Genomic DNA, 26,741 nt, shown 5'->3' on the forward strand with positions numbered 1-26,741 from the left:
GTCTGCACGATAGCGGCCGCGCTCAGTCCCGCAGCGCGGCCCGTTCCAGCAGCGGCCGCGACCGGGGCGGGGCCCACCAGTTCGCGGTGCCCATGACCCGCATGAACGCCGGGACCAGCACCATGCGCACCAGCGTGGCGTCCAGCAGTACCGCCAGCGCCAGTCCCACGCCCAGCATCCGGTTCATGGTGACCTGGCTGGCGGCGATCCCGGCGAAGACCACGGCCATGAGCAGGGCCGCCGCGGTCACGATACGGCCGGAGCGGGCGATGCCAAGCGCGACCGCGGTGTCGTTGTCCGCGCGGGTCTTCGCCGAACGGCGCCACTCCTCGGTGAAGCGGGCCAGCAGGAAGACCTCGTAGTCCATGGACAGTCCGAAGGCCACGCAGAACAGCAGCACCGGCATGGTGGCGATGGTGTATCCGGTGGCCTCGGTGCCGAGCCCGCCCAGATGGCCGTCCTGGAAGATCCAGACCAGCGCGCCGAAGGTGGCCGAGAGCGACAGCACATTGAGGACGAGGGCTTTCAGCGGCAGCACCACGCTGCCGGTGAGCAACAGCAGCAGCACGAAGGTGACGATGCCGATCCAGGCCAGCGCCTTCGGGACGCCTTGCGCGACACCGTGGGCCGCGTCCGCGGTCTGCTGGGCCGCGCCGCCGAACAGCGCCGGCGCGGGGGCGTCGATCGCGCGCAAGGCGTCGAGCTGGCGCTGGGCGCGGTCGGAGTACGGGTCCAGGCGGGTGGCGACGGTGAGGTGGACGGAGTCCGGTCCGGTCGCGGCGGCGGCGCCGGGGGCGATCATCCGCTCGTGGGCGTAGGTGCCCGACGGGGCGATGACGGCTTCCACGCCGGGCACCCGCGACAGCGCCGACGCGTAGGCGCTCACGTCGTTGCCCGGCGCGCGCACGATGATGTGCACCGCGCCGGTCGCGTTGTCGTCGAACCGATTTCGCAGCAGATCACCGACCCGGTGCGATGACAGCGTCGCGGGCAGCACACGATCGTCGGGCAGCCCGAGCTTCAGATCCGCGATCGGCGCGCCCAGGATCAGCAGCAGCGCGAGCACCGGCAGCGCGCACAGGGCGGGGCGGCGCTGCACGCCACGCGCCACCCGGTACAGCACGCTGCCCTCGACGGGTGCGGCCTCGCGCAACGGTTTCCGGTTGATGCGGTCGCCGAGCACCATCAGCAGGGCGGGCACCAGGGTCAGCGCGAGCACGATGGACAGCGCCACCACGGCCAGCCCGGCCGCGGCCATCGACCGCAGGAAGCCCATGGGGAAGAACACCATTCCGATCAGGGCGATGCCCACGGTGATCCCGGAGAAGGCGACCGCGCGGCCGCCGCGGCGCATGGCGACGGTGAGCGCCGCGGTGCGGTCGCGGCCGGCGGCGATCTCCTCCCGATAGCGGCCGATGATCAGCAGCGAGTAGTCCACGGCCAGCGCCAGCCCGAGGGCGGTGATGATGTTGAGCGCGAACACCGACAGCTCGATCACGAAGGTCAGCAGGTACAGCACCGCGCTGGCCCCGGCGATGGCGACCACGCCGGTGGCGAACGGAATGGCCGCGGCCACCAGGCTTCTGAGGTACCACACCAGCAGCAGGAAGGTCAGCGGCAGCGCGATGGCCTCGGCCAGGCCCAGGTCCTTCTGGGTCTGCTCGCTCGTCTCGTTCCAGATCATGGCCTGTCCCCCGGCCCGGACGGTGATGTCGCCGTGGGCGCCGGTGAACTCATCGGCCAGGTCGCGGGCCGCGCCGGGCGAGGTGTTCTCGTCGCCGCGCACATCGGCCACGATCAGCCCGATCGTGCCGTCCCTGCTGAGCAGCGTCTTGGTCAGCGTCGGATCGGTCCAGGGCGAGACCACCGCGGAGACGCGCGAGTCGCCCCGGAGCTGTTGCGCGATGTCCCTGCCGAGGGCCGCGGCCGCGGGATCCTGTGCGCCGCGCGGCGATTCGACGGTGAGCACCAGCTGCATGCCGGACCTGCCGTAGTCGCGTTCCAGCACCCGGGCCACCTGCGCGGACTCGGAGTGGGTGGAGACGAAGCCACCGTTGGACAGTCGTGCGCCGGCCTGTGTGCCGAGCGCCCCGCACAGCACGAACGCGATGGCGACCAGGGCCAGTACCAATTTCGGCCTGCGCAGTGCCGGTGCGATCAACGTGTCGATCATCGTGTGGCCCGCTCGGTGTGCGGCCGTGGATTTCCCAGGATCACGATTTCCCCTCGCGGCGTTGCGATTCGGGTGGACGGTTCCGATCAAATCCTGAATGACGACAGTGTGTGAGGGTCGGTGCGGTGCGAGGATTCAGCCCAGCATGGCGGCGCGCAGCAGGCCTTCCGGCACGCCCAGGCCCTCGACCAGGGTGAGCGCCTGGGGCCGGAGCCGGTCCACGAGTTCGTTCACCCCGCGCCGGACCGACTTGGCCCGCTCGACCGACATGAACCGGTGCATGATGTACCAGGCCTGGTGCTGCTCGATGGTCGAATACACGAACAGATCGCAGACCGTGTCGGCCAGCGCCCGTGCCTCCGGATCCTCGATACCGGCGATACCGTCGATGAAGGCCTCCAGCACCAAGCGCTCGATGTGCGCCGACCCCGCGGCCAGGATGTGGTCCTGCGCGTTGTTGAAGGCCTCGAACGGACCGGTCTCCTTCGCGCGGGCGCGCAACCGGTGTCCGGCCGTACGGACCAGGTAGTCCTCGCGATCGGCGAACAGCTGCAACTGGATCGAGCGCCGCGACAGGTCGCCCTCGTCGACGGTGTCGTCGCCGCGGTCGCGCAGGCGCTGAATCATCTGCCGCACACCGGATCGCTCACGCACCACGTCGCGGGCCATGGTGGCGGCGAACTTCACCCAGCCGAGCGCGTCGAGATCGCGGACCTCGTCGGCGTAGGCGGTCAGCAGATCCTTGGCGACCAGCTGGGTCAAGACGACATTGTCGCCTTCGAAGGTCGTGAAGACGTCGGTATCGGCCTTGAGGCTGACCAGGCGGTTCTCGGTGAGATAGCCCGCGCCGCCGCAGGCTTCGCGACATTCCTGAATGGCGGCGGTGGCGAAGCGGGTCTGTGCCACCTTGAGTCCGGCGGCCCGGTTCTCCAGCGCGCGCCGGGCTTGCGGGTCGGTCTCCTGCCCGGTCTGCACCAGATGCATGCGGTACACGAGATCGTTCTGCGCGAAAGCCAGTGCGTAGGAGCGGGCTACCAGCGGCAGCAGGCGGCGCTGATGGCTGCGGTAGTCCATCAGCACCGTCTCCTCCCCGGTGTCGGGGTCGGCGAACTGCCGCCGCTGCTCGCCGTAGCGGACCGCGATGCTCAGCGCGACCCGGGCCGCGGCGGCCGCCGCGCCGCCGACGCTGACCCGCCCGCGCACCAGGGTGCCCAGGGTGGTGAAGAAGCGGCGGCTGGGGTTCTCGATCTCGGAGCTGTAGGTGCCGTCCTCGGCCACGTCGGCATACCGGTTGAGCAGGTTCTCGCGCGGAATCCGGACCTGGTCGAACAGGATTCGGCCATTGTCGACACCGGGCAGGCCGCCCTTGTAGCCGCAGTCGGAGGTGGTCACGCCGGGCAGGTCACCGCCCGCCTCGTCGCGGATGGGGACCAGGAAGCAGTGCACGCCCTGGCCCTGCCCGCCGGTGATCAGCTGCGCGAAAACCGCTGCCATGCGGGCATGTTCGGCCGCGCCGCCGATGTAGTCCTTGCGGGCCGAGGGAGTCGGGCTGTGCACCACGAACTCCCGGGTGGCCGGGTCGTAGGTAGCGGTGGTCTCCAGGTTGGCGACATCGCTGCCGTGACCGGTCTCGGTCATGGCGAAGCAGCCGAGCAGGCGCAGCGGGATCAACTCGTCGAGGTACTCGCGGTGCCGCTCGGTGCCCAGGTTCTCGACCGCGCCGCCGAAAAGTCCCCACTGCACACCGCTTTTCACCCACAGCGACAGGTCCGTGTAGGCGAGCATCTCGAGCGCGGTGACAACCGCGCCCGCGTCGCCGGGGGTGCCGTCGGGGTGGCGGAAGCCGGATTCGACCCAGCCGAAGGAGGAGACCAGCCCCATCTGGTCCAGCACGCGTGCCCGCGCGGCCTTCAGATCGAGACTCGGATCGCCGAAGAGGCGGTCGTCGTCGAGGACTGCCCGGGCCCGTTGGCGAACCTCCCGCCAGGGGCCGTCGAGTGCCGTGCGTAGCTCTTCGGAGATCGAAACGCCGCTCGTCGCCATGCCCAAAACACTACTGCCACGGCTGTGCTCATCCTGGTGATCTCGATCGCCCGTGTACGTTTCTTACTGTGAGCAATGAGGTGGCCGTCGAGTCGCCGGGTCTGCCCGCGGGGCTGCGCACCCGGTGGTGGCGCCGCCTGCTCACCACCGTCTCCGATCACGTCGTCGCTGATCAGCGCGCCACCGTGGACACCGTCGTGGAGGCGCCCGCCCCGGTCCAGCCGATCGATCTCACCGACGACGCGACCGTGACCGAGGTGCTGGATCTGGCCGAACGGGTCGGGGAAGTCGTGCTGGCATCGGGCACGGCGGTGATGGACACCACCACCCAGATCGAGTTCATCGCCGCCACCTACGGGCTGTCCCACTGTGATATCGACGTCACCTACAACTCGATCCGTATCTCCGCCGACCGCGGCACCCGGCTGCCGCCCGCCACCACCATGCGGGTCGTGCACTACCGGTCGCTGGACTTCACCCGGCTCGCCGCGGTGGACCGGCTGACCCGGCGCATCCGCCGCGAACTGGTGCCGCCGCAGGACGCGCTCGCCGCCCTCGACGAGATCACCTCCGCGCCGCATCCGTACCCGCGCTGGTCGGCGACGCTGGGCTGGGCGTTGATGGCCGCGGCCGTGGCGCTGTTGCTCAATGGCGGCTGGCTGATCGGGCTGCTGAGTTTCGTGACCACCATGCTCATCGACCGCACCAACCGGCTGTTGAACCGGCGCGGGCTGCCGTTCTTCTTCCAGCACATGATGGGCGGCGTCATCGCCGCGGCGCCCGCGGTCTTGGTGTCCACCTTCGCGGCCGGGCTGCGACTGGATCCGGCGTTGATCATCGCGGCCGGAATCGCGGTGTTGCTGGCCGGTTTACAACTGGTGGGCGCGGTGGAGGACGCGATCACCGGGGCGCCGGTGACAGCGTCGGCGCGCATGTTGGAAGTGATCATGATGACCGTCGGGATCATCGCCGGGATCGCGCTCACACTGCGGGTGGCGGAGGTGTTCGAGGCGACGGTGCCGACGGTCGAGATGGTCTCGACCCGCGATCTGACCAATCTGCCGCTCAAGCTGTTCGCGGGTGCGGTGACCTCCGGGGCTTTCGCCCTGGCCTGTTACGCCGAGCAGCGGGCGCTGGCGGCGGCCGCGTTCAGCGGTGGCGCGGCCACCGTGGTCTATCTGCTGGCCCAGCATTTCGGATTCGGGCCGGTCGTGTCCTCGGGCGTGGCCGCCACCGTGGTGGGTCTGGCCGGTGGCCTGCTCGCCCGGCGCGCGCTGACGCCCCCGCTGGTGGTGGCGGTCGCGGGCATCACTCCCCTGCTGCCGGGCCTGAAGGTCTATCGCGGGCTGTACGCGCTGCTCAATGACGAACTACTGATCGGGCTGAACCAATTGTTCAGCGCGTTCGCGGTCGGTCTGGCGCTGGCCGCGGGCGTCACCCTGGGCGAATGGATGGCCCGTGACCTGCGGCGTCCGCGCATCATCCGCCGCATGGGCGCGTTGCGCCGCCCCCGGCTCGCGGCCGGTTGATTCGCGACCTCGATAAATACCTTTCATCTATCATGAAATCACGTTTCTCGTAATTCTAATTGTATTGCCAGACAAGGCTTTTAATTAATTCTGATCATGCCTGTTACCGTGCAGTATGACCACGAGCCGCCGCCCGCGCGAACGCGATGTCTTCGCGCTATGGGGACAACTCGTCGCCCGCTATCGCTTCCTCGTATTGGCCGCGGTCGCGGCCGCCCTGCTGGCCCTCGGCGCGTACTCGCTGGGGTTCGAGGGTCGCCTCAGCGCGGGTGGTCTGGACGACCCGAATTCGGAATCGGTGCAGGCCGCGGAGCTGGCCGCGGGCGCGTTCGGGCCGAATCACGCCGCGGACATGGTCATCATCTATCACTTTCCGGACGGGACGACCGTCGACGACCCCACCGTGAATCAGCCGGTGGTGGACAGTCTCAACAACCTCACCACGCGGTTCCCCGACGCGGTGCAGGCGGTCAACGCCACCTACTGGCCCGGGGTGACCACGACCCTGGGCTCGCAGTCGGGCCTCGCCACCAAGGACAAGACGCGCGCGGTCGCCTCCATCGCCCTCAAGGGTGAGACCGGTGACGTGCTGTCGGCGCACTACGTGCAGGTGAAGAACGCGTTCGCGGTGCCGGGCATCGATGTGAAGGTCGGCGGGCTGCAACCCATCGGGACGGCGCTGACCGACACCATCTCGGCCGACACCCATCGCATGGAATTGCTGGCGATCCCGGCCGTCGCGATCCTGTTGTTCTTCATCTTCGGCGGCGTGGTCGCGGCGGCGCTGCCGCTCATGATCGGTGTGCTGACAATTCTGGGCGCCAATGGCATCGTGCGAGGGATCACCAATGTCGCCGAGGTGAATTCGTTCGTCGCTCCGGTCGTTTCGATGATCGGGCTGGGCCTGGCCATCGACTACGCGTTGTTCATAGTGAGCCGTTTCCGGGAGGAAGTGGCCGCCGGGTACGACACCCCGACCGCGGTGCGGCGTTCGGTGACGACGGCGGGCCGCACGGTGGTGTTCTCGGCGACCATGATCGTCGCGAGTCTGGCCGGGATGCTGTTGTTCCCGCAGGGCTTCCTGAAGTCCATCGCCTACGGCGCGATCGCCACGGTCAGCCTGGCCGCGTTCACGGCCGTCACGATTCTGCCCGCGATGCTGGCGATCCTGGGCCCGCGGGTGAACGCCCTGGGGATCGAGCGATTCCGGCGCGCCGACGCGGCCCGCGATGTGGAGCAGAGCTTCTGGGGCCGCTGCACCGCCTGGGTGATGCGGCATCCGCGCAAGATCACCGCCTTGTTGATCCTCGGCCTGCTGGTGCTGATCCTGCCGGTGCGCAATATCGCGTTCGGCGGTTTCAGCGAGAAATATCTGCCGCCGGACAATGCGGTGCGGGTGGCCCAGCACGAGATCGACACCTATTTCCCACTGCGCAAATCCGACCCGATCGAACTGATCATCGTCACCGGTGACAGCACCGAGGTGGGTCCGCTGGTGGAGCGCGCGAGCTTCGCTCCCGGCCTGCTGCCCTCGGGTTTCGAGATCCCGACCCGGTCCCAGACCGATCCGACGATCTACCGGACCCAGGCGTATCTGGTCGATTCCAGCAAGTACGACAAGACGATCGACTTCCTGCGCAATCTGGAGACCGCCGACGGCACCACCCTCATGGTGACCGGCGTCCCCACGGTCCAGCACGACACCATCGCCGCGCTGCTCGACCGTCTCCCCCTGATGATCGCCCTGGTCCTGGCCGCGACCACGATCCTGATGTTCCTGACCTTCGGCTCCCTGGTGCTGCCCCTCAAGGCCGCCCTGATGAGCGTGCTGGGCCTGGGCTCGACCCTCGGCATCCTGACCTGGATCTTCACCGAGGGCCACGGCGCGACGCTGCTCAACTTCACGCCGCAGCCGATTCAGGCGAACATCCTGTTCCTGATCATCGCCATCATCTACGGCCTCTCCACCGACTACGAGGTCTTCCTCCTGTCGCGGATGGTCGAGGCCCGCGCCCGCGGCGCGAGCACCGAGGAGGCGATCCGCTCCGGCACCGCCCACACCGGCCGCATCATCACCGCGGCGGCGCTGATCCTGTTGGTCGTCACCGGCGCCTTCGCCTTCTCCGACCTGGTCCTCATGCAGTACATCGCCTACGGCATGATCGCGGCCCTCGTCATCGACGCCACGGTCCTGCGCATGATGCTGGTCCCGGCGGTGATGAAGCTGCTGGGCGACCGCTGCTGGTGGGCCCCGGCCTGGATGAAGCGCATCCAGCAGCGCATCGGCTTGAGCGAACCGATCCTGGAGGACGAACCGGCCCCCGCCGAGCCCCCGGTGGCCGAAATGGTCGGCGCGGCAGGAGGTTCGCGCCTCAGCGTCTGACCTTTTCAGCCACACCCGATATTCGCTAACAAAGTATCCACTCGATAGACACAGTGTCAGCTAAGCTCCCGGCTGTCCTGGCCCGGTGTTGTACGCACCGGCGGGTGCCGGGACGTTCTATCGAAGGGAATACCTCATGATTCGACCTCGCACGCTCGGTGTGACCGCGATTTTGGCCGCCGCCTTGACCTTCGGGGTCTCGCCGGGTCTGGCACTCGCGGTCGATCCGCCGGTGGCGACCGCCAATGTGCTGCTCGATCCGGCCGCGCGCTCGTTGAACCTCTCCGGTGTGCAGAATGCCCGCGACGTGGGCGGTTATCGGACTACGGACGGTCACACCGTCCGCACCAATCTGGTGTTCCGCACGGCCGCCCTGGGTTCGGCGACCACCGCCGATGTGGCCGCGCTGGCCGCGCACAATGTGGTCTCGGTGCACGATCTGCGCACCAACTACGAACAGCTGCTCAACGGCGCGGACAAGATCCCCGCCGGGGCGGCCGAACACCACGACGACATCATGGGCGGGGCCTCGCCGCTGGCGGGGTTGAGCACGGCGTCGTCGGCCGCGAACGCGTACCCGCAGTTCATCACCTCGCCGGGCGCGAACGCCGGCTTCGCCGACGTCCTCCGCGATATCGCGTACAACAACGGCGGCGTCCTGTTCCACTGCACGGCGGGCAAGGACCGCACCGGCTGGGCGGGCGCGGTGTTGCTGACCCTGCTGGGTGTCGACAAGGACACCGTGTACTACGACTTCATGCTGTCCAGCTTCTACCGCAACGCCGCCCCCGGCGACGTGAACAATGGCGTGACCGCCGCCGAGCTCGACTCGGCCTTCGACCAGGCGAACAAGTCCTACGGCAGCTTCGCCAGCTACGTGAGCAACGGCCTCGGGCTGACCGCGGCCGACATCGCCGCGCTCAAAGCCAAGATGCTGGCCTGATCGAGCCGCGATCGCCCCGGCGGCCCGTCACCGGATCGGTTGCGGGCCACCACGGTTCGCGACGCCGGGTCAGCGCGCGACGAGGCCGATGCCGCGGCCGATATCGGCCAGGGTGGAGTCGAACAGCACGTCGGGGTGCGAGATCTGGATCGGGTAATTGCCGAAGACCTCGAGGGTGACGTGGCCGTAGAGGCGGGCCCAGAACTGGATCATGACGTAGCTGACGCCGAGGTCGAGTTTCTCGGCGGGGAACTTCTGGCCCGAATCCGCCAGCACGCGAAGCAGTTCCGTCTGGAAGGTGATCAGGTCGTCGCGCAGTTCCGGCGGGATCAGCTCGGTGGGCGTGGTCACGACCTGGTAGTCGGTGAGCAAACGGCCCGCGGCCCCGAGGAAGATACGGCCGACCGGTTCGCCGAATTGCTGCATGGCGCTGGTGATTCCGGCGGCGACCGGGGAGGCGAAGACCAGGGTGAATTCGCGCGAGTGGGCCAGCGCCCAGCGGCGGAAGCCGCGGCAGATGGCGAAGAAGCGGACCCCGGCATCGTCGGGCAGGCCCTCCACCGACGCCTCGAGGTCCTTGGCCAGGTCGAGGCAGACGTCGGTGCGGACGGCGGCGACCAGGTCGTCGCGCGATTCGTAATAGCGGTACAGCGCGGGGGCGGTGATGCCCAGTTCACGGGCGATGGCCCGGAGCGTGATCGCGTCCGGGCCGTGGTCGACCAGTAGTGACCGCGCGACGCGCCGGATATCGGCGTCGCTGACCGCCGGCGCTCGTCCGCGTCGGCGAGGTTCACTCATGGTTGACTCCAATGTTGAAACGAGCAGGGCCCCGGATGGGGTATCAAAAGTTACCGCGTCCGGGGCCTGATCGCTCACTCGTAGGCGACTTCCCAGCTCTTGATGCCGTTGAGCCAGCTGGAGCGCAGGCGGACCGGCTCGGAGATCTGGCGGATGTTCGGCATCACGTCGGCGATCGCGTTGAAGATCAGATCCAGCTGTAGCCGGGCCAGGTTGGCGCCCACGCAGTAGTGGGTGCCGGTGCCGCCGAAGCCGACGTGCGGGTTCGGGTTGCGCAGCACGTTGAACTTGTACGGGTCCTCGAAGTGGTTCTCGTCGAAGTTGGCCGCACTGTAGAACATTCCGATGCGCTGCCCCTTCTTGATCGAGGCGCCCGACAGCTCCAGGTCCTCGGTCGCGGTGCGCTGGAAGGCGATGACCGGGGTGGCCCAGCGGACGATCTCGTCGGGAGCGGTGCGCGGACGCTGCTCCTTGTAGATCTCCCACTGGTCCGGGTTGTCCACGAACGCCTTCATGCCGTGCGTGGTGGCGTTGCGGGTGGTCTCGTTGCCGGCCACCGACAGCAGGATCATGAACCAGGCGAACTCGTCCGAGGCCATCGACTCGCCGTCGAGGTCGGCGTGCAGCAGCGTGGAGGCGATGTCGTCCATCGGGCAGGCGCGACGCTGCTCGGCGAGGTTGTAGGTGTAGCCCATGACCTCGGCGGTGGCGACCTTGTGGTCACCGTTGAACTCCGGGTCGTCGTAACCGATCATCTGGTTCGACCAGTCGAAGATCTTGCCGCGGTCTTCCTGCGGGATGCCGATCAGCTCGGCGATGGCCTGCAACGGCAGCTCACAGGCGACCTGCTCGACGAAGTTGCCCGAGCCGTTCTTCTTGGCCTCGTGCACGATTCGCTCGGCGCGCTCGCGCAGGGCGTTGCGCAGCGACTCGATGGCACGCGGGGTGAAGCCCTTGGAGATGATGCGGCGCAGCTTGGTGTGCTTGGGCGGGTCCATGTTCAGCAGCAGGTAGCGCTGCACCTCGATCTCTTCGCGGGCGATGTCGCCGTAGAAGCGGATGACCGCGGTGTTCTCCTCGGAGGAGAACTGCTCGGGGTTCTTGGAGATCTCCTTGATGTCATCCATCTGGGAGATGGCCCAGTAGCCGCCGTCGTCGAAGCCGGTCAGGCCATCGGCCTGCGGCACCCAGAACGGAGCGGCTTGCTTGCGAAGAGCTGCGAACTCCTCGACCGGCAGGCGCTCGGCCAGCAGGTCGGGGTTGGTGAAGTCGAAACCGTTGGGAATGGACGGCGCGGACACGGAACCTCCTTTGGAACACGTTCGACGTCGAGTGAACCACACCACAGGCCGGTTTGTGAACACGTATTACTAAATAGCGTTCATTTGATCTGTCACCAGTTCGGTTCGGTGCCGTAGACCTGGCGATACTCCCGATCGAAGGTGCGGCGGCCGAGCAGCCGCCACGCCAGGCGCGCGGTGCGCGGGAGCTCCGCGAGAACCTTGCGCCGATCGGGCGCCGAAGCGGCGTGCAGGAGGAAGCCGAGGAAGACCAGCTGGCGATCCTTGGGCATGTGCGCGCGCCCGCGTTCGCCGAGCGACCGCCACTCCGGCACGGTCATGACCTGCTCGACGACCGACAGGATGTGAGTCTCCTCCTCGGCGAGGTGCTCGTCCAACGCGGCCGCGAGCGCGGCGGCGGTGGCGGCGAACCGATCTCGCGCGGCGGGCTCGGCGGCCGCGGCGAACTCGGCGGCGTCGCGCTGCGCGCGGGTCGAGAGTTCGGCGATGCGTTCGTGCTGTTCCTCGAGGCGCAGGATCAGGGCGGCGGCCATCGGGGCGCGTTCGAGCAGCAGCGGCCACATCAGTTCGTCCTCGCCGGTGTGATGGCTGTGCAGCCCGGTGCCGAGTTCGGCCAGGAAGTCGGCCAGGACGCGGGCGCGCTCGACATCGCCCGGGGCGACGCCGGCCGCCAGGGCGGGCAGGGCGCGGAAGTGGCGGCGAAAGGCGTTGTGCACGACCACCATGTCGTAGGTGTCGGGCCGGGTCTGCGCGAGGTCGGTGCTCATGGCTGCTCCTGTCGAGGTCGGTGACTGCGCCGAGAATGCTTCGGCGCGCTTGGAATCGACTCGAGGCGGACTAGGGGCGGCCGTCCTAGACTTACGCGATCATGGTTCGGATTCGGGTACTCGGTGCACTGACCGCGACCGGCGAGCGCGGGGAACTCGATCTCGGCGGGCCGCGACAACGCGGGGTGCTGGCGCGACTGCTGGTCGCCGGGGGCGACGTGGTGCCGGTCGATCGGTTGATCGATGACCTGTGGCGCGGCGAGCCGCCGCCGCGGGCGCTGGGCTCACTCCAGGCTTACGTCTCCAATCTGCGGCGACTACTGGAACCGGATCGCGCACCGCGGACACCGGCGACGGTGCTGATCAGCCGCGCTCCCGGGTACGCGCTGCGACTCGACACCGCCGAGGTGGACGCCTGGGCGTTCGGCGCCGACCTGAACGCGGCTGCGCGACTGGACGATCCGCGTGAACGCCGGCACGCGCTCGAGCGGGCGCTGGCAGCGTGGCAGGGTCCGGCGTACGGCGCGTTCGCGCAGGAATCCTGGGCGAACGCGGAGGCCGTGCGACTCGAGGAGCTGCGGTTGAGCGCGCGGGAACAGCTCGCCGTGGCACTGCTCGAACAGGACGAACCGGCGCTGGCGGCGGCCGAGGCCGAGGTGCTGTGCCGGGAGCATCCGTTGCGGGAGGAGGCGTGGCGGCTCACCGCGCTGGCCCGGTATCGCGCGGGCCGCCAAGCCGACGCGCTCGCGGCGCTGCGGCAGGCCCGCGAGGTGCTCGCCGAGGAATTGGGCATCGATCCGGGACCGGCGCTGACCCGGCTCGAATCCGACATCCTCGCCCAGCGAATCCCCGTGCAGGAGCAGGTGATCGCCGTCCCCGCGCCGCCGCGCGATCCGGTTCCGGGTCCGGTCGCCCCCGAGTTCCTCGGTCGGGCAACCGAACTCGCGACACTGCACGCGGCCGCCGGGTCTCCCGGTCCGCGAACGGCGACCGTGGTGGGTGAGGCGGGCAGTGGCAAGTCCTCGCTGCTGCGCCGGCTGCGCGACGACCTGCGGGACGGGGGTTATCGCGTGGTGCTGGGTCATTGCCCCGAGGACGAGGCCGCGCCTTCGGCGTGGCCCTGGGTCGAGATCCTGCGCGCCCTGGCCGCCGAGCACGACCCGGCCGGGCTCGCGCCCGCTCTGGCTCCCCTGCTCACCGACGCCGCGGGCGCACCCGAGGCGGACCGCGCGCACGGCCGGTTCCTGCTGCACCGTGCGGTGTGCGACTACCTGACCGCCGTCGCGGCCGAGGGACCGCTGGCGATTCTCTTCGACGACGTCCACCGCTGTGATGCCGAGACCGCGGCCCTGCTCGCCGCGGCGGCCACCCGCGCGCCGGTGTTCGTCGTGATCGGCTACCGGCCCGACGAGGCGCCGCCCGCGCTGACGCAGGCCCTGGCCGGTCTCGCGACCACGATCCGTGCGCGAATCCAGCTGCGCGGCCTGGACATCGAGGACAGCGCCCGGCTCGTCACCGCGCTGACCGGCAGCGCCCCGGCGGACTCGGTGCTGGCGACGCTGCACGAACGCACCGGCGGCAACCCGTTCTATCTCACCGAGACGGCACGCCTGCTGCGCAGCGAAGGCGAACTGGTCGCCGCGTCCGAGGTGCCCGAGGGCGTGCGAGATGTGCTGCGCCGCAGACTGTCCCGCCTACCGGAGACCGATGTGGCGCTGCTGCGCCTGGCCGCGGTGATCGGCCGGGAGTTCGATCTCGCGGTGCTGCTGCGGGCCGCGGAGGTGGGTGAGGAGGACGTGCTCAACGCGGTCGAAGCGGGCAGCGTGGCCGGTCTGCTCGACGAACCCGCCAGTGGCCGTGCCCGTTTCACCCACGTCCTGGTCCGCGACACCCTGCTCGGGGACCTGTCGCGGGTACGCCGCGACCGCTGGCATCGCCGGATCGGGGCCGCCCTCGAGGAGATCGCCCCGGACGATCTGACCGCCCTGGCCCACCACTTCGGCGAATCGGTGACCTCGGAGACGGCGCGGCGGGCCGCCCGCTACGCGGCGGCCGCCGCCGAACGAGCCGAGCGGCGTTTCGCCTACGACGTCGCCGCGACCGGTTACGAACGCGCGGTCGCCGCGCTGGAGCGACTCCCCCGCCACGAGACCGTCGACGAGCGAATCGCCTTGCTGGGCAGAGCCGGTCACGATCACCTCTCCGCCGGGTCCGCGCTCGCCGCGCGCGCCGCCCGTGACCACGCGGTGCGCCTGGCCGAGGATGCCGAGCGTCCGGACCTGGTGGTGCGGGCCTTCACCGCCTGGGACGCGCCGACCCCGTGGATGAACCGGCAATACGGCGTGGTCGAGCACCCGATCGTCGCCCGGCTGGAGAACGCGCTGCGTCTACCCGGCCTGTCCCCGGCCGACCGCTGCCGATTGCTGGTGGCGCTGGTCGACGAGATCGGTGGCGAGGCAGGCGAACAGGCGAGCCCGGCGGCGGCCGAGGCCGAGGCGATCGCCCGTGAACTGGGCGACGACACCCTGCTCGCACCGGTGCTCCAGGCCCGGGCCTCGTTGTACGACACCCCGGATCGCGGCGCGCTGGGCGCCGAGCTGATCGAGGTCGGGCAGCGCACCGGCGATCACACGTATCAGCTGCTGGGCCACACCATCGCGCTGCAAGCCGCCGCCTCCGTCGGAAACCTGGCCGCGGCCCGCGAGCATCTCGGGGCGACCACGGTGACGGCCGACCGCTATCAATGGCGGCAGGCCCAGCTGGCCAACACGATGGCCCGCGGGCTGTTGGCGCTGGCCGCCGGTGACCCCGACGACGCCGAGCGCCAGTATTTCCGTGCCGGTGAATTGCTCACCGGCGCGGGCATTCTCAATGCGGACGGCATCGTGCTGATGGCCATTTTCACGGTCTATCTGGGCCGCGGGCGGCTGGGTGAGCTGGCGCCGGCGATCACGACGTTCATCGAGCAGGCCGACGCGGTGTCGTTGGACGCCGTCGTGGATTTCCATGTGCTCGTGCTGCTCGCCGCCGGTGACCGCTCGGCCGCCGAATCGATGTGGCGCCGAGCGCAACCGGTCCGCCACGACCGGTTCCGCTCGTTCTTCCTCACCTTGCGCGGCATGGTGGTCGCGGAGTTGGGCACGCCGCGCGAGGTGGCGGAGACCTACACCGACCTGCTGGTCTACCGGGGTCGGCTGGGCGGCGCCGACACCGGCGCGTATGTCGTCGGTCCCGTCGATACCGTGCTCGGCGATCTGGCGGCGCGGCGCGGCGAGGCCGCCCTGGCCGCCGAGCACCACCGCGCCGCCCTCGCAATCGCGCAGGCGTGCGGAAACCCCGGGTGGATGACCGTCGCTCGGGCGCGCCTCGGCCACTGACCGGTCACTGGTCGTCTACTAGTGGGTGGCTCGATCGTTGTTCCCGACCGTCCCACCGACCGAGGAGCCCGCCGTGCCCGACCTCCACCGCACCGCCACCGAACTGTTCCTGAAGACCTCGACCACGCTGCACCGCCGCCTGCTCGACCTCAGCGGCGGCCGGTTCGGCACCCGCTTCAAGAACATGCCCACCCTGACCCTCACCACCACCGGCCGGCGCACCGGCCGCTCGCACACCGTCGTACTGACCGTCCCGATCGTGGACGGACCCCGCTACCTGCTCGTGGCCTCACGCGGCGGCGACGACATCTCGCCGGCCTGGTTCCACAACCTGTCCGCCAACCCGTCGGTGGAAGTGTCCTTCCAGCACGGTCCTTCGCAGTCCATGACGGCTCGTGTCCTGTCCGCCGCCGAACGCGAGGCCCGCTGGCCCCAGATCCTGGAGGCCTACCCCGGGTACGCCACCTACCAGAAGCGCACGGCCCGAGTGATTCCCGTCGTCGAACTGACCCCGCGCGCCGGCTACTGATCGCCGTTCACCGAGTGGTCATGCGTTCCAGCGAGTCCAGTCGCAGCGCCTCGTCGGTGATGCCGACCAGCAGGACCGGATCGAACCGGGCCACGGTGTCCAGCACCGAGGACCAGGGGGCCACGCTCCACGCCTCGGCGAGGAGGCGGCGGATACGGCGACGGGCGAAGCCCTGGTCGGCGGGCGGCACGTCGGGGTAGGCGCGGACCAGACCGTCGGCGATCCGGGTGAGGAGTTCGCCGCGCAGATCGCGGGTGGTGCCCCGGGCGAGTTCGACGGCCTGGTCGAGTTCGCCGATGGCGAGCGCGGCATCGATCAGCCGGGCGGCCGCGCGGTCCCGTACCTCGTCCGGGGGCAGCTGCGCGAGCAGCTGGGTGGCGGCGGCCAGCGCCGTCTTCGAGCGCTCCGATCGGCCACCGTCGGTCAGCGCCGGAATCACCTGTGCCATGGCATGAATGCGTTCTCCGATCACCGGAATCGAATGGCGGCGGGTCAGCACATTGGGCTCGCGTCCCGCCTTCACCTGCGCGGCCAGGATCTCCCGGTACGCGACGGATCGGGCGAGGTCGTCGGTGAGTTGTTCGGCGACCGCCAGGGCCCGGTCCACCGCGCCGGCGCGGGCGGTCGAGCTCGCGAGCATCGACAGCACGCGTTGTTCGCCGAGGGGGGTCATCCATCGGCTCGTCAGCAGCCTGGTCACGGCGTCGGCGTCGCTGAGCGCCGCCGAGAACAGAGCGCTCACCACACGATTTGTCAGCAGGTCCGGTGAATCGCGTGCGGCCGCGGCCCGGTCGGCGTCCTCGCGCACCAGCGCGGCGACCAGGGCGGCGAGTTCGCTGCCGCCTTCCTCGACCATGATCCGCAGCGCCACCGCGATCTGCTCGGCATCGTCGATCAGCTCCGCGACGGTGGCGGGTTCGCTCCAGATGCCCGCGCCCGCGCTCATCCGCGAGGTCAACCACACCGGGAGCAGGGTGATTCCGTCGATCAGCTCGCGGGCCATGGCGAGCTGACCGGTCTCGGCCAGCAGCACCGCGAGGCTGCCCAGCCCCGGAGCCAGCCCGTCCACCGGATCTAGCGAGCCGTGGTACATCAGGATGAGGTGATCGGTCAGCTCGCGCACCCGCTCGACCGCCGCCCCGGCCAGCAGCGCGCGGACCACGTCGGCCAGTGGGGTGCTCGACTCCGGCGCCGCCGAGCCGAGCCAGTCGGTGGCGAAGAGCACGGTGAGAAATGACCGGTCGGTCCTCAGGTAGCCGCCGTTCGGCAACGCGGTCCCGACGCGCATCGCACTCATCGCTCGTTCGAGGAAAACGCCTCCGCTGGGCGCGGATTCGGCGGACCGCGTCCCGAGATAGGTGAAGGCCAGGATCCGGTGGTCGTCGCCATCGATCCGATCGGCCACCGCGACAGCGCGCGTCCATTCCCCGGCGACCGCCAGCGCCCGCACCATCGTGTACAGGACCAGGTCACGCTCGCGCGGGTCGATGCTCTGGTACGCGCGGAGTTCGATCTCCGCGGCCAGCCGCCGGGCGTCGGCCGTCCGATCCGCCGCGAGCAGGGCGGTCACCGCTCGGACCGCCACCTCGAGTCCGCCTGTCCCCCGGGTGAATCGGCGCGCCAGCGCGAGCACGCGGTCGGCGTTCCCGAGCGCGACGAGGCACTCGGCCAGCTGCACGACCGCGGCCTCGATATGACCCCAGGGATAGTCGGCGATTCCGCTGATCGCGTCGTTGAACGCGGCGTCGAACCCGGTGTCCGACGCCTCCAGCTGGGCCTGCCAGGCCTCGATGTCGACCAGCACGGCATCGGCCTCCGCACGTAGCACTTCGGCGAATCCGGCCGCGACGAGATCCTCGGCGATGGCGGCCAGCGTGTGCGACCGGACCACTGTGCTGCTGATCGGCGCAAGCGAGGACCGGATCGACCGCATGTGGCGGGCAGCGGATTCGGCGTCGCCCTGCGAGACGAGGGAACGCGTGATCGCCGCCAGGGCGACCACCCGCACCCCGACGGATTCGGTGGCTCCGCTCAGCTCCTCGACGCGGTCGTGCTCGTCCAGCGCCGCGTAGGCGCGCACCGCCGGCCGCAGCACCTCGTCGCGTTCCGCGGTGCGCGCCCACACCACGTGGCGGTCGATCTCGGTCTTCGCCGCCGAGATCGCGTCCTCACGGCCCAGTGCTCGCCAGGCCGGAATCAGTTGCGCGAGTACTCGAACCCGTTCCACGGGAGTGGTGATCTCGTCGGCCAGTAGTTCGGCGCTCTCGATATCGGGGACGGCGATCAGGGCCTCGACGAGGCGAGCGAGATCCGCGTCGCGCACCACAGCGGTCTCCGACTCCCGCAGCGAGTCGATCACGGCCCGATTGTGCGGCGGATCGTCCCGGAGAAACCGAGTCGAGGCGACGCCGATCCGGGCGCGCAGGCGGCGGTGCGGGTCCAGCAGGCCGTCCGCCAGGCTCCGCGCGCGAACGACTTCACCCATGCCGGCCAGTGCCGCAGGCAATTTCGCGGGAATGTCGCGCCCGCGCCGAGTCAGCCGGTGCCGCCGCAGGGCGAGTTCGCCGACCGCGACCAGGTCCGGATCCCGCTGTTCGAGCCAGACACCCGACACGGTCGCGATCTCGGTCCGTGCGATCTGGTCGCTGCCGGACAGCAGCAGGAGCCGATCGTGGCGGGCGGTGTCGAGGGCGAGTTCGGTCATCCGCACCATGTCGCCGTGCCTGCGCAGCATCGAGAAGTATCGCGTCAGCAGATACGTCGGCGTCTCCACCGGCCACCCGCGGTCGCGGAAGCGGTCGGCCCAGGCGTGGAACCGGTTTCGATATTCCGCGAGGAGCGCGCGGCCCAGCGTCGCTTCGGCCTCGCGTTGCAAGGTCTCGTGCGCGAGCAGGTACACGTGGTCGGACCCGAACCGGCTGGACCGGACCCGGAAGGTGCGCCCGGTGACGCCCGACAGGATGGTCTCGATGCGGAACGGCGGCCACCCGGTCAGATCCTCGAGCTCGGCGCGGGTCAGTCCGCGCGCCGCGGTCACCAGTCCGAGAATCTGCTGGTCGGCGTCGGAGCGTTCGAGAATCCCCCGCAGTTCCAGCTGCGCGGCGTCGCGGATGTCGAAGGCCTTGGCCGAGGGTCCGAGTTCGCGGCGGCGGCAGTGCCGGAGCGGATGGGTGGCGGGAACATCCAGCGGGAGTGCGGGATTGGGCCGCCCGGAGACGAGGACCCGGAGTCCGGGTCCGGGATTCTTCGGTAGCAACGAGGCGATGCTGGTCCGGCCGCGATCCTCGTCGAGCCCGTCGACCAGCAGCACGATCCGATGCCCGACCTCCGCCGCCCGTTCGCCGGCCAGCGCGAGCATGTGGCGGCGCAGCCCGTCCCGGCTCCCGGTCGCGCTGGCCACGGTGGCGGCCTGATCCGGCAGCAGTGCCGAGAGCTGTTCCAGCACAGCGTCGGTGAACGCCCGATGATCGTCCTGATCAGCCATGCGCGAGGTGATGAAGAAGGCCACCACCCGCGCCCCCGGCGGCGGATTCAGGGCGAACCAGGACATCAGGGCCGTCTTGCCCGCCCACGGTCCGGCCCGCCACCACAGGTAGGCCTCGTCGCCGGCGCAGAAGTCGGCGAGTTCGGCCAACTCCGCGTCGCGATCGGACAGGCCCTCCGCGGGCGCGATGTCGCGGATGGTGGCCCGATACGGGGTATCGCCGATGCCGGGCAGAGTGGCGGGTTCGGTGCGGCCGGTCCATCCGGCATTGGCGGCCAGCGCGATTCGTCCCGCCGTGCCTCGTTCCAGCGCCTTCGGTTTCGGCATGCTCGCAGCCGGCAGCCGAGTGCGAAGTTCGCGAAACAGGACGGTCATGGTGAGGTACCGGTCGGCCGTCGGCACCCCGGCGCGCAGGGTGTCGAGCATCATGCCGGTGAAGGCGGTGCGGCCGCCGCCCCCCGTGGCCCGCGCGAACTTGGTCTTCTCGTCGGTGGCGGTGAGGACGAACGCGCCGTCGATATCGGTGGCCTCCCGCAACGGCTCGCCCTCACCGGCGAGAACGTCGCGGCCGAAGGCTCTTCCGCTGTGGCAGCAGTCGAGAATCACGACGACGGGGCCGCGCGCGTTGGACTTGATCCGCGACCGCAGCACCGGATACGGCAGCGCGGTGACATCGGCGTCGGCCGAGCGGGAACCCGTGTGGGTCAGATGCAACTGGTTGTCGACCGCGACCCCGTGGCCGACGTAGTAGACGAGCAGCAGCCCGGTCGCGGCGCGCGCGGCGGCGGTGACCCGGGCCGCGATGGTCGTGCTGTCGCCGGGGTCGAGAACCACATCGATGTGATCCGCCGGCAGTCCCGTTTCGCCACGCAGGAATTCGGCGAAGTCGAGCAGACTGCGCTCCACCGCGGGGAAGGATTCGAAGCCGGAATCCGGGGCGTAGCGCGCGGTTCCGATGAGGATCGCGCGCGAGGCTTCCGGATCTGGAAGCGTCATCCTCCCGTGTCCTTCCCCCGTACGTCACTGTTCCAGAGAGTCTGCCATGGGATGAATCGAAAGGCGCGCACCGCTGGATGCGATGCGCGCCTTACGTATTGGTCGCTTGCCTCAGTACGCGCCCTCGCCGCGGGTCACCGCGCCGATCGTCTTCGCGATCAGCAAGAGATCCAGCACCATGGACCAGTTCTCGACATAGGACAGATCCAGGCGCATGGCGTCCTCGGGCGTGAGGTCGGAGCGACCGCTCACCTGCCACAACCCGGTGACGCCCGGCTTCACCAGCAGACGCCGTCGCATGACGCCGTCGTAGGAGTCGACCTCCCGCTGCACCTGCGGCCGGGGGCCGACGATGCTCATCTCGCCGCGCAGCACATTGAAGAACTGCGGCAGCTCGTCGAGGGAGTACTTGCGGATCACCTTGCCGACGGCGGTGACGCGCGGATCGTCGCGGACCTTGAAGAACAGCGGGTTGCCGCCATTGCTGTCGATGAGGGCGGTGATGTGTGATTCGGCGTCGGCGTACATGCTGCGGAACTTGATCATCCGGAACGGTTGCCCGTCCCGGCCGATCCGCTCGGACAGGTAGAAGATCGGGCCGCGGCTGGACAGCTTCACCGCGAGCGCGATCATGGCCAGCGCGGGTGCGATGGCCAGCAGGGCGGTGACGGCGAAGCAGAAGTCGAACACGCCCTTGCGAATCGACTTCGCCCGGTCGTATTGCGGCTTCTCCACGTGCAGCATCGGCATGGACGCGACGACCCGGTGGGTGAGCCGGGTGCCCGCGATGTCGACCAGGCCGGGCGTCACGATCAGCTCGGCCCCGAGTTCGTCGAGTTCCCATGCCATGCGGCGGAAGTCGGCGGGCCCGAGATTGTCCGTAGCGGTCACCGCGACGGTGTCCGCCCCGGTGCGCCGCACGGCGTCGATGACATCGTGATCGCCTGCGACCACCGGGACTTCCCGGCCGCCGACCTCGAGCACCGATTCCGCCAGCGCTCCCTCGGCGCGGGTGCAGACCCCGATCACCTGATAGCCGGAGTCACGGTCCAGCGAGAAGGCCGACACCATCGCTCGCGCCGCCTCGGGACTGCCGACCACCAGCATGGCGGTGCGGTAGGCGCCGCGGGCGCGCCGGCCCGCGACCCAGCGCCGCCAGATCCGCCGTTCCACCATGAGCAACACCATGCCGAGCGGCAGGGCGATCGCGAGGTACCCGCGAGCGATATCCACGCGCAGCAGTAGCGAAGCAATAGCTATTCCGCCGAAGAGCTTGAGCGACGCGGACACCACGCGCCGGTATTCCTCTGTGCCACTACCGATCACGCGCGGCGAGCGGGTGCCGCTGAGGGCCAGCGTCACCGACCATGCCAGCGCCAGCACGGCGGACACCATCGTGTAGCGAACCTCGAGTGGAAGTTGGGACGCCAACGGGGGCTCGGCGCCGGATCCGCCGAAACGAATCCACTGAGCGAAACCGACGGATAGGATTAGTACGCACAGGTCGCTGATAAATAGCCGACTGGCGTAATCCGCTTGCCAGCGTTCACGATCCGAGCGCGGCTCGGGACGCGGTGGCCGGTACACGCGCACGGCGCGACCGGCAGAAATTTCATACGACATGAAACGAACGCACCTCCCCCACGGGAGAACTCGGTTCCGATCCCCGCTGATCAGTTCCACGACCAGGCTGACGCCGGTTTCCCAAGGGCTTTCAGACCATGACAACCGATGATGCCGCCGAGTCTTTCGGCGGCCAGAAGGCGAATGTTACACACCCCGGATGTCATACACCCCCAATCTCGCACGGCCTCAACGTTTCCGGAAAGTAACGGATAGGAACCTGACCGGTTCCCCCCACCGATCCCCCTATTTCCCCTATTCGCAAAATCGCAGGTTGAACTACGCAAGCCACACCGTGTGAGCTGGTCGAAACCCTTGCGGCGCAAGGCTCGACGGGTTGCCGCCCGGACGCCGGGTTCTGCGGGTCGCAAATTTACAGTTGTTTTGGCACTATCGGTCCGTCGTCGGGCCCCGGAGCGCCGCGCAATCCTGTTGTAACGTATGGCCGAACCGAGCCGACCCACTGGTCACCCGGCGCTGCGCGGGCAGCCCGGGCTCGGTGAAAGGTGGGGAAACTTCGTGCAATGCCGTCTTTGCGATTCGAATCGATTGCTCAGCGTTCTCGATCTAGGCGCCACGCCGCCCTGCGAGAAGTTTCTCACCGCCGACGAGCTGGATCTGCCAGAAGCGACATATCCGCTGCACCTGCGGCTCTGCGAAAACTGTCTGCTGCTACAGATTCCGGCTCTGATCACTCCGGAAGAGACATTCACCGAATATGCCTACTTTTCGTCATTCTCGGACAGCTGGGTCCGGCACGCAAAACTCTTCGTCGACCAAGCAATCGAACAGCTAAAACTGAACGACAATTGTTTCATAATTGAGGTGGCGAGCAACGACGGCTATCTCCTGCAGCACGCGGTGGCCGCCGGTATCCCCTGCCTGGGTATCGAGCCGTCGGTGAATGTCGGTGCGGCAGCGCGGAACAAAGGCGTACCAACCGAAACGGGCTTCCTCGACGAGGAGCTGGCCGCCCGGGTGGCGGCCGAGCGCGGACCGGCAAATCTGGTGGTGGCCAATAATGTCTATGCCCATATCCCGGATCTGCTCGGCTTCACCCGCTCGCTGCGCGCGCTCATGGCCGACGACGGCTGGCTGTCGATCGAGGTGCACCACGCGCTGAACCTGGTGGCGCTGGCCCAGTTCGACACCATCTATCACGAGCACTTCCAGTACTACACACTGCTGTCCGCCCAGCGCGCCCTGGCCACCGCGGGACTCGAGGTGGTCGACTGTGAGCTGATCGGCACACACGGTGGCTCCCTGCGCATCTGGGCTCGACCGCAGGGCGTGGGCACCCCCACCGATCGGGTCGCCGAGGTCCTGCGCCTCGAGGCCGACGCCGGGCTGCACGAGGTCGCCGGCTACCTGGAGCTGCGCCCCGACACCGAGCGGGTGCGCCAGGATCTGCTGCGATTCCTGTTGGACGCCAAGGCCTCCGGCAAGCGGGTGGTCGGCTACGGCGCTCCCGGCAAGGGCAACACCCTCCTCAACTACTGCGGCATCCGGACCGACCTGCTGGAGTACACGGTCGACCGCAACCCCTACAAGCACGGGCGGTTCACGCCCGGCACCCGCATCCCGATACACGAACCGGAGCGGATCGACGCCGATCGCCCCGAGGTGGTGCTGGTGCTGCCGTGGAATCTCGAGCGCGAGATCACCGCGCAACTGCGTCACGTCCTCGAGCGGGGCGGCGAGATCGTCTACCCGCTCCCCCATCTTCATCATGCGACGCTCGATGACGCCGCCGCATCCACACCTGCCGAAAGGTAAAGCTCGTGAAGGTCGTACTGTTCTGCGGCGGTTACGGCATGCGCATGCGCAACGGAACCGAGGACGTCATCCCCAAGCCCATGCAGATGGTGGGCCCGCGCCCGCTGATCTGGCATGTGATGCGCTACTACGCGCACTTCGGGCACAAGGACTTCGTCCTGTGCCTGGGCTACGGGGCCACCCACATCAAGAACTTCTTCCTCACCTATCAGGAGTCGGTGTCCAACGACTTCGTCATCCGCGGCGGCACGGTGGAGCTGCTGCAGTCCGACATCAGCGACTGGACCATCACCTTCGTCGACACCGGGGTGGAGTCGCCGATCGGTGAGCGGCTGCGCCGGGTGCGCGGCCACCTCGAGGGCGAACCGTACTTCCTGGCCAACTACGCCGATGTGCTGACCGATGCCCCGCTGGACGAGATGATCGAACAGTTCCAGGATTCCGGGGCGGCGGCGTCGATGATGATCGTGCCGCCGCAGTCCTCCTTCCACTGTGTGGACGTGAACTCCGCGGGCGAGGTCAAGAACATCACCCCGGTCTCGCAGCTGCCGATCTGGGAGAACGGCGGCTACTTCGTGCTGACCCAGGAGATCTTCGACCACCTGCCGCCCGGCGGGGACCTGGTGGAGGACGCCTGCGGCGCGCTGGCCGGGCAGGGCCGGCTGTTCGGGTATCAGCATCACGGCTTCTGGAAGCCCGCCGACACCTTCAAGGAGCGCGCCGAGCTCGACACCGGCTATCAGCAGGGCGATCGCCCGTGGATGGTGTGGGAGCGTCCCGGCGCATGATCGGCTTCGACACCGGCGCGATCACCGAGATCGCGCTGCTGGCCGCCCATTGCGATGATCTGGCCATCGGAATGGGTGGCACCCTGCTGACGCTGGCGCGGGCGCGCCCCGGTCTGCGGGTGCGGGCGCTGGTGCTGACCGGCGCGGGCACCGAGCGGGCCGACGAGGAGCGCGCGGCGCTCGAATCCTTCTGTCCGGGAGCGGAACTCGATCTCACCATTCTCGACATCCCCGACGGCTACGCCCCCGCGCATTGGGCGCGGGCCAAGCAGGCGGTCGCCGCGCTGGCCCGCCACGGCGCGGCGCAGGTGGTCTTCGCCCCACATCGCGGCGACGCCCACCAGGACCACCGGCTGCTGGCCGAGCTGGCCCCCGGGGAATTTCGCGACCATCTGGTGCTCGGCTACGAAATACTCAAGTGGGAGACCGACACTCCGCAGCCCGCGGTGTTCCATCCGCTCGCCGAGGGGCTGGCCGAGGCCAAGGCCGCCCTGTTGCTGAAACACTATCCCTCACAACACAATCGGGACTGGTTCGATGAGCAGTCCTTCCTGGCCCTCTCGCGGCTGCGCGGGGTGCAGTGCCGCGCCCGGCACGCCGAGGCGTTTCTGCTCGAGAAGGCCGTCATCACTTTCGGAGGTGCGTAGTCATGCGGGTGCTCGTCACCGGACATCAGGGGTATCTGGGGACGGTCATGGTGCCGTTCCTGCAGCAGGCCGGGCACGAGGTAACCGGTTTGGACACCGGCTATTTCGCGGACTGCGTGCTGGGCGACGCTCCGCCCCCGCCGCCCGCCATCGAGGTGGATCTGCGCGAGGTGACCGTCGATCAGCTCGCCGGGTTCGACGCGGTGGTGCATCTGGCGGCGCTGTCGAACGATCCGCTGGGCGCGCTGGCGCCCCGGATCACCTACGACATCAACCATCACGCCTCGGTGCGGCTGGCCCGGCTGGCCAAGGAGGCCGGGGTGCGCCGGTTCCTCTACGCCTCGACGTGTTCGGTGTACGGCGCGGCCGGTGATGGCCTGGTGACCGAGGACGCGCCGCTGCGGCCGCTCACCCCGTACGCGGAGTCCAAGGTGCGGGTCGAGGACGATGTGGCCGCCATCGCCGACTCCGGCTTCTCCCCGGTGTTCCTGCGCAATGCCACCGCCTTCGGCTTCTCGCCACGGCTGCGCGCCGACATCGTGCTCAACAACCTGGTCGGGTACGCGGTGCTGACCGGCGAGGTCAAGGTCCTCTCCGACGGCACGCCGTGGCGGCCGCTGGTGCACGCGCAGGACATCGCGCTCGCCTTCGCCACCTGCCTGGGCGCCCCGATCGAGGCCGTGCACTGCCGTGCCTACAACGTGGGCGCCGAGACGAACAATCTGACGGTCGCGGAGATCGCGCGGGCGGTGGTCGACGTGGTCCCGGAGTCCACGCTGGCCATCACCGGCGAGAGCGGCGCGGATCCGCGCTCCTACCGCGTCGATTTCGGTTACGCCCGCAGGGAACTGGGCTTCGAGGCCGCGTGGAGCATTCCCGACGGCGCGGCCGAGCTGTATCGCGAGTACACCGCGCGCGGGCTCACCTCGGAGGCCTTCTTCCAGCGCTTCACCCGCCTGGCGCACCTGACGTCGCTCAAGGAGGCCGGGGTGCTCGACGACGAACTGCGCCGGATCAGGACCGGGGTGTGAGGTGATGGGCCGCGAGCAGCTCGCGCCACGATCCCGCACCCGCGTCCCGCTCCGACACCACCGTGACCGGCTGCGGCCAGGCGATGGCCAGGTCGGGATCGTCGTAGGCGACACCCAGGTCCTCGGCCGGGTCGTGCGGGCGGTCGATCCGGTAGCAGACGTCGGCGACCTCGGTGAGGGCCTGGAAGCCGTGCAGGAAGCCCGGCGGCACGTAGAGGTGCCGGAAGTCGTCGTCGTCCAGCAGGAAGGCCTGCCGCACACCGAAGGTCGGCGACTCGGGCCGGATATCGACGAGCACGTCGTGCACGGCGCCGTGCGCACACCGCACCAGCTTGGCCTCGCCGCGGCCGGAGCGCCCGTGCATTCCGCGCACCACGCCCCGGCGCGAGCGCGACTGCGAGTCCTGCACGAAGCTCGCGGCCGAGCCCGGCCGGCCCAGGTGCTCGTCGAACTCCTCGGCGTCGAAGGTGCGGGTGAACAGGCCGCGATCGTCGCGGAAGGGTTGCGGGATCAGCAGCAGGACGTCGGCGAGGTCGGTCGCTTCGATACGCAC

The 26,741-nt window shown here is 69.1% G+C and carries 17 protein-coding genes; 9 read left to right on the forward strand and 8 right to left on the reverse strand.

Annotation, left to right across the window (positions count from 1 at the left end; translation table 11 throughout):
• Positions 1-22 precede the first annotated feature (22 nt).
• Complete coding sequence (locus tag ACQPYY_RS20240) at positions 23-2,173, reverse strand: MMPL family transporter (RefSeq protein WP_433590562.1); 2,151 nt, start codon at positions 2,171-2,173, stop codon at positions 23-25.
• A 135-nt stretch (positions 2,174-2,308) separates the two neighbouring features.
• Entirely contained in the window at positions 2,309-4,216 is a 1,908-nt protein-coding gene (locus ACQPYY_RS20245; RefSeq protein ID WP_433590563.1) for an acyl-CoA dehydrogenase family protein, read from the reverse strand.
• Positions 4,217-4,353: 137 nt separating this feature from the next.
• On the opposite strand from ACQPYY_RS20245, the gene ACQPYY_RS20250 reads away from it, so the two are divergent.
• The 3 genes from ACQPYY_RS20250 to ACQPYY_RS20260 all read left to right on the forward strand — a co-directional run bounded on the left by ACQPYY_RS20250 (position 4,354) and on the right by ACQPYY_RS20260 (position 9,071).
• The gene (locus ACQPYY_RS20250) at positions 4,354-5,745 is read left to right on the forward strand and encodes a threonine/serine ThrE exporter family protein (protein WP_379104939.1); all 1,392 of its coding nucleotides are present in this window, start codon (positions 4,354-4,356) and stop codon (positions 5,743-5,745) included.
• A gap of 115 nt (positions 5,746-5,860) precedes the next feature.
• On the forward strand, positions 5,861-8,128 hold the full coding sequence (locus tag ACQPYY_RS20255) for an MMPL family transporter (protein WP_433590564.1): 2,268 nt from the start codon (positions 5,861-5,863) through the stop codon (positions 8,126-8,128).
• Positions 8,129-8,264: 136 nt separating this feature from the next.
• Complete coding sequence (locus ACQPYY_RS20260) at positions 8,265-9,071, forward strand: tyrosine-protein phosphatase (protein WP_433590565.1); 807 nt, start codon at positions 8,265-8,267, stop codon at positions 9,069-9,071.
• Positions 9,072-9,140: 69 nt separating this feature from the next.
• On the opposite strand, the gene ACQPYY_RS20265 is transcribed toward ACQPYY_RS20260, so the two are convergent.
• The 3 genes from ACQPYY_RS20265 to ACQPYY_RS20275 all read right to left on the reverse strand — a co-directional run bounded on the left by ACQPYY_RS20265 (position 9,141) and on the right by ACQPYY_RS20275 (position 11,937).
• Positions 9,141-9,869 (reverse strand): TetR/AcrR family transcriptional regulator, encoded by a 729-nt coding sequence (locus ACQPYY_RS20265; protein ID WP_379104085.1) that lies wholly within the window; start codon positions 9,867-9,869, stop codon positions 9,141-9,143.
• A 74-nt stretch (positions 9,870-9,943) separates the two neighbouring features.
• Positions 9,944-11,170, reverse strand: a complete 1,227-nt coding sequence (locus ACQPYY_RS20270; RefSeq protein WP_379104087.1) for a cytochrome P450 — start codon at positions 11,168-11,170, stop codon at positions 9,944-9,946.
• A gap of 92 nt (positions 11,171-11,262) precedes the next feature.
• Positions 11,263-11,937: a hemerythrin domain-containing protein gene (locus ACQPYY_RS20275; RefSeq protein WP_433590566.1), complete on the reverse strand. Its 675-nt coding sequence runs from the start codon at positions 11,935-11,937 to the stop codon at positions 11,263-11,265.
• Between the two features lie 101 nt (positions 11,938-12,038).
• Here ACQPYY_RS20275 and ACQPYY_RS20280 point away from each other — a divergent pair, with 101 nt between their 5' ends.
• Both ACQPYY_RS20280 and ACQPYY_RS20285 read left to right on the forward strand, forming a co-directional pair.
• A complete protein-coding gene (locus ACQPYY_RS20280; RefSeq protein WP_433590567.1) occupies positions 12,039-15,314 on the forward strand; it encodes a BTAD domain-containing putative transcriptional regulator in 3,276 nt (1,091 codons plus the stop codon).
• A gap of 73 nt (positions 15,315-15,387) precedes the next feature.
• Positions 15,388-15,843 (forward strand): nitroreductase/quinone reductase family protein, encoded by a 456-nt coding sequence (locus ACQPYY_RS20285; protein ID WP_379104093.1) that lies wholly within the window; start codon positions 15,388-15,390, stop codon positions 15,841-15,843.
• Positions 15,844-15,850: 7 nt separating this feature from the next.
• Here the strand turns inward: ACQPYY_RS20285 and ACQPYY_RS20290 are convergent, their stop codons facing one another.
• Positions 15,851-20,323: a caspase, EACC1-associated type gene (locus tag ACQPYY_RS20290; protein WP_433590568.1), complete on the reverse strand. Its 4,473-nt coding sequence runs from the start codon at positions 20,321-20,323 to the stop codon at positions 15,851-15,853.
• 111 nt (positions 20,324-20,434) lie between these two features.
• Positions 20,435-21,946, reverse strand: coding sequence for a sugar transferase (locus ACQPYY_RS20295; RefSeq protein ID WP_433590569.1), 1,512 nt, complete (start codon positions 21,944-21,946; stop codon positions 20,435-20,437).
• Positions 21,947-22,465: 519 nt separating this feature from the next.
• Between ACQPYY_RS20295 and ACQPYY_RS20300 the strand changes: the two genes are divergently transcribed.
• From ACQPYY_RS20300 to ACQPYY_RS20315, 4 genes are read left to right on the forward strand one after another with little or no spacing between them, the layout of a single operon-like run.
• On the forward strand, positions 22,466-23,722 hold the full coding sequence (locus tag ACQPYY_RS20300) for a methyltransferase domain-containing protein (RefSeq protein ID WP_379104943.1): 1,257 nt from the start codon (positions 22,466-22,468) through the stop codon (positions 23,720-23,722).
• Between the two features lie 5 nt (positions 23,723-23,727).
• Positions 23,728-24,510 carry a sugar phosphate nucleotidyltransferase gene (locus tag ACQPYY_RS20305; protein WP_379104099.1) on the forward strand — a complete coding sequence of 261 codons (783 nt, stop codon included), beginning with the start codon at positions 23,728-23,730 and terminating at the stop codon, positions 24,508-24,510.
• The gene (locus ACQPYY_RS20310; protein WP_433590570.1) at positions 24,507-25,157 is read left to right on the forward strand and encodes a PIG-L deacetylase family protein; all 651 of its coding nucleotides are present in this window, start codon (positions 24,507-24,509) and stop codon (positions 25,155-25,157) included. The genes ACQPYY_RS20305 and ACQPYY_RS20310 overlap by 4 nt, the downstream gene beginning before the upstream one ends.
• 2 nt (positions 25,158-25,159) lie before the next feature.
• The gene (locus tag ACQPYY_RS20315; RefSeq protein WP_433590571.1) at positions 25,160-26,188 is read left to right on the forward strand and encodes an NAD-dependent epimerase/dehydratase family protein; all 1,029 of its coding nucleotides are present in this window, start codon (positions 25,160-25,162) and stop codon (positions 26,186-26,188) included.
• Here ACQPYY_RS20315 and rfbC read toward each other — a convergent pair.
• Positions 26,172-26,741: a dTDP-4-dehydrorhamnose 3,5-epimerase gene (gene rfbC / locus ACQPYY_RS20320; protein ID WP_379104106.1), complete on the reverse strand. Its 570-nt coding sequence runs from the start codon at positions 26,739-26,741 to the stop codon at positions 26,172-26,174. The genes ACQPYY_RS20315 and rfbC overlap by 17 nt on opposite strands.

The organism is Nocardia sp. CA-145437 (genome assembly GCF_050956485.1).
GTDB lineage: Bacteria > Actinomycetota > Actinomycetes > Mycobacteriales > Mycobacteriaceae > Nocardia.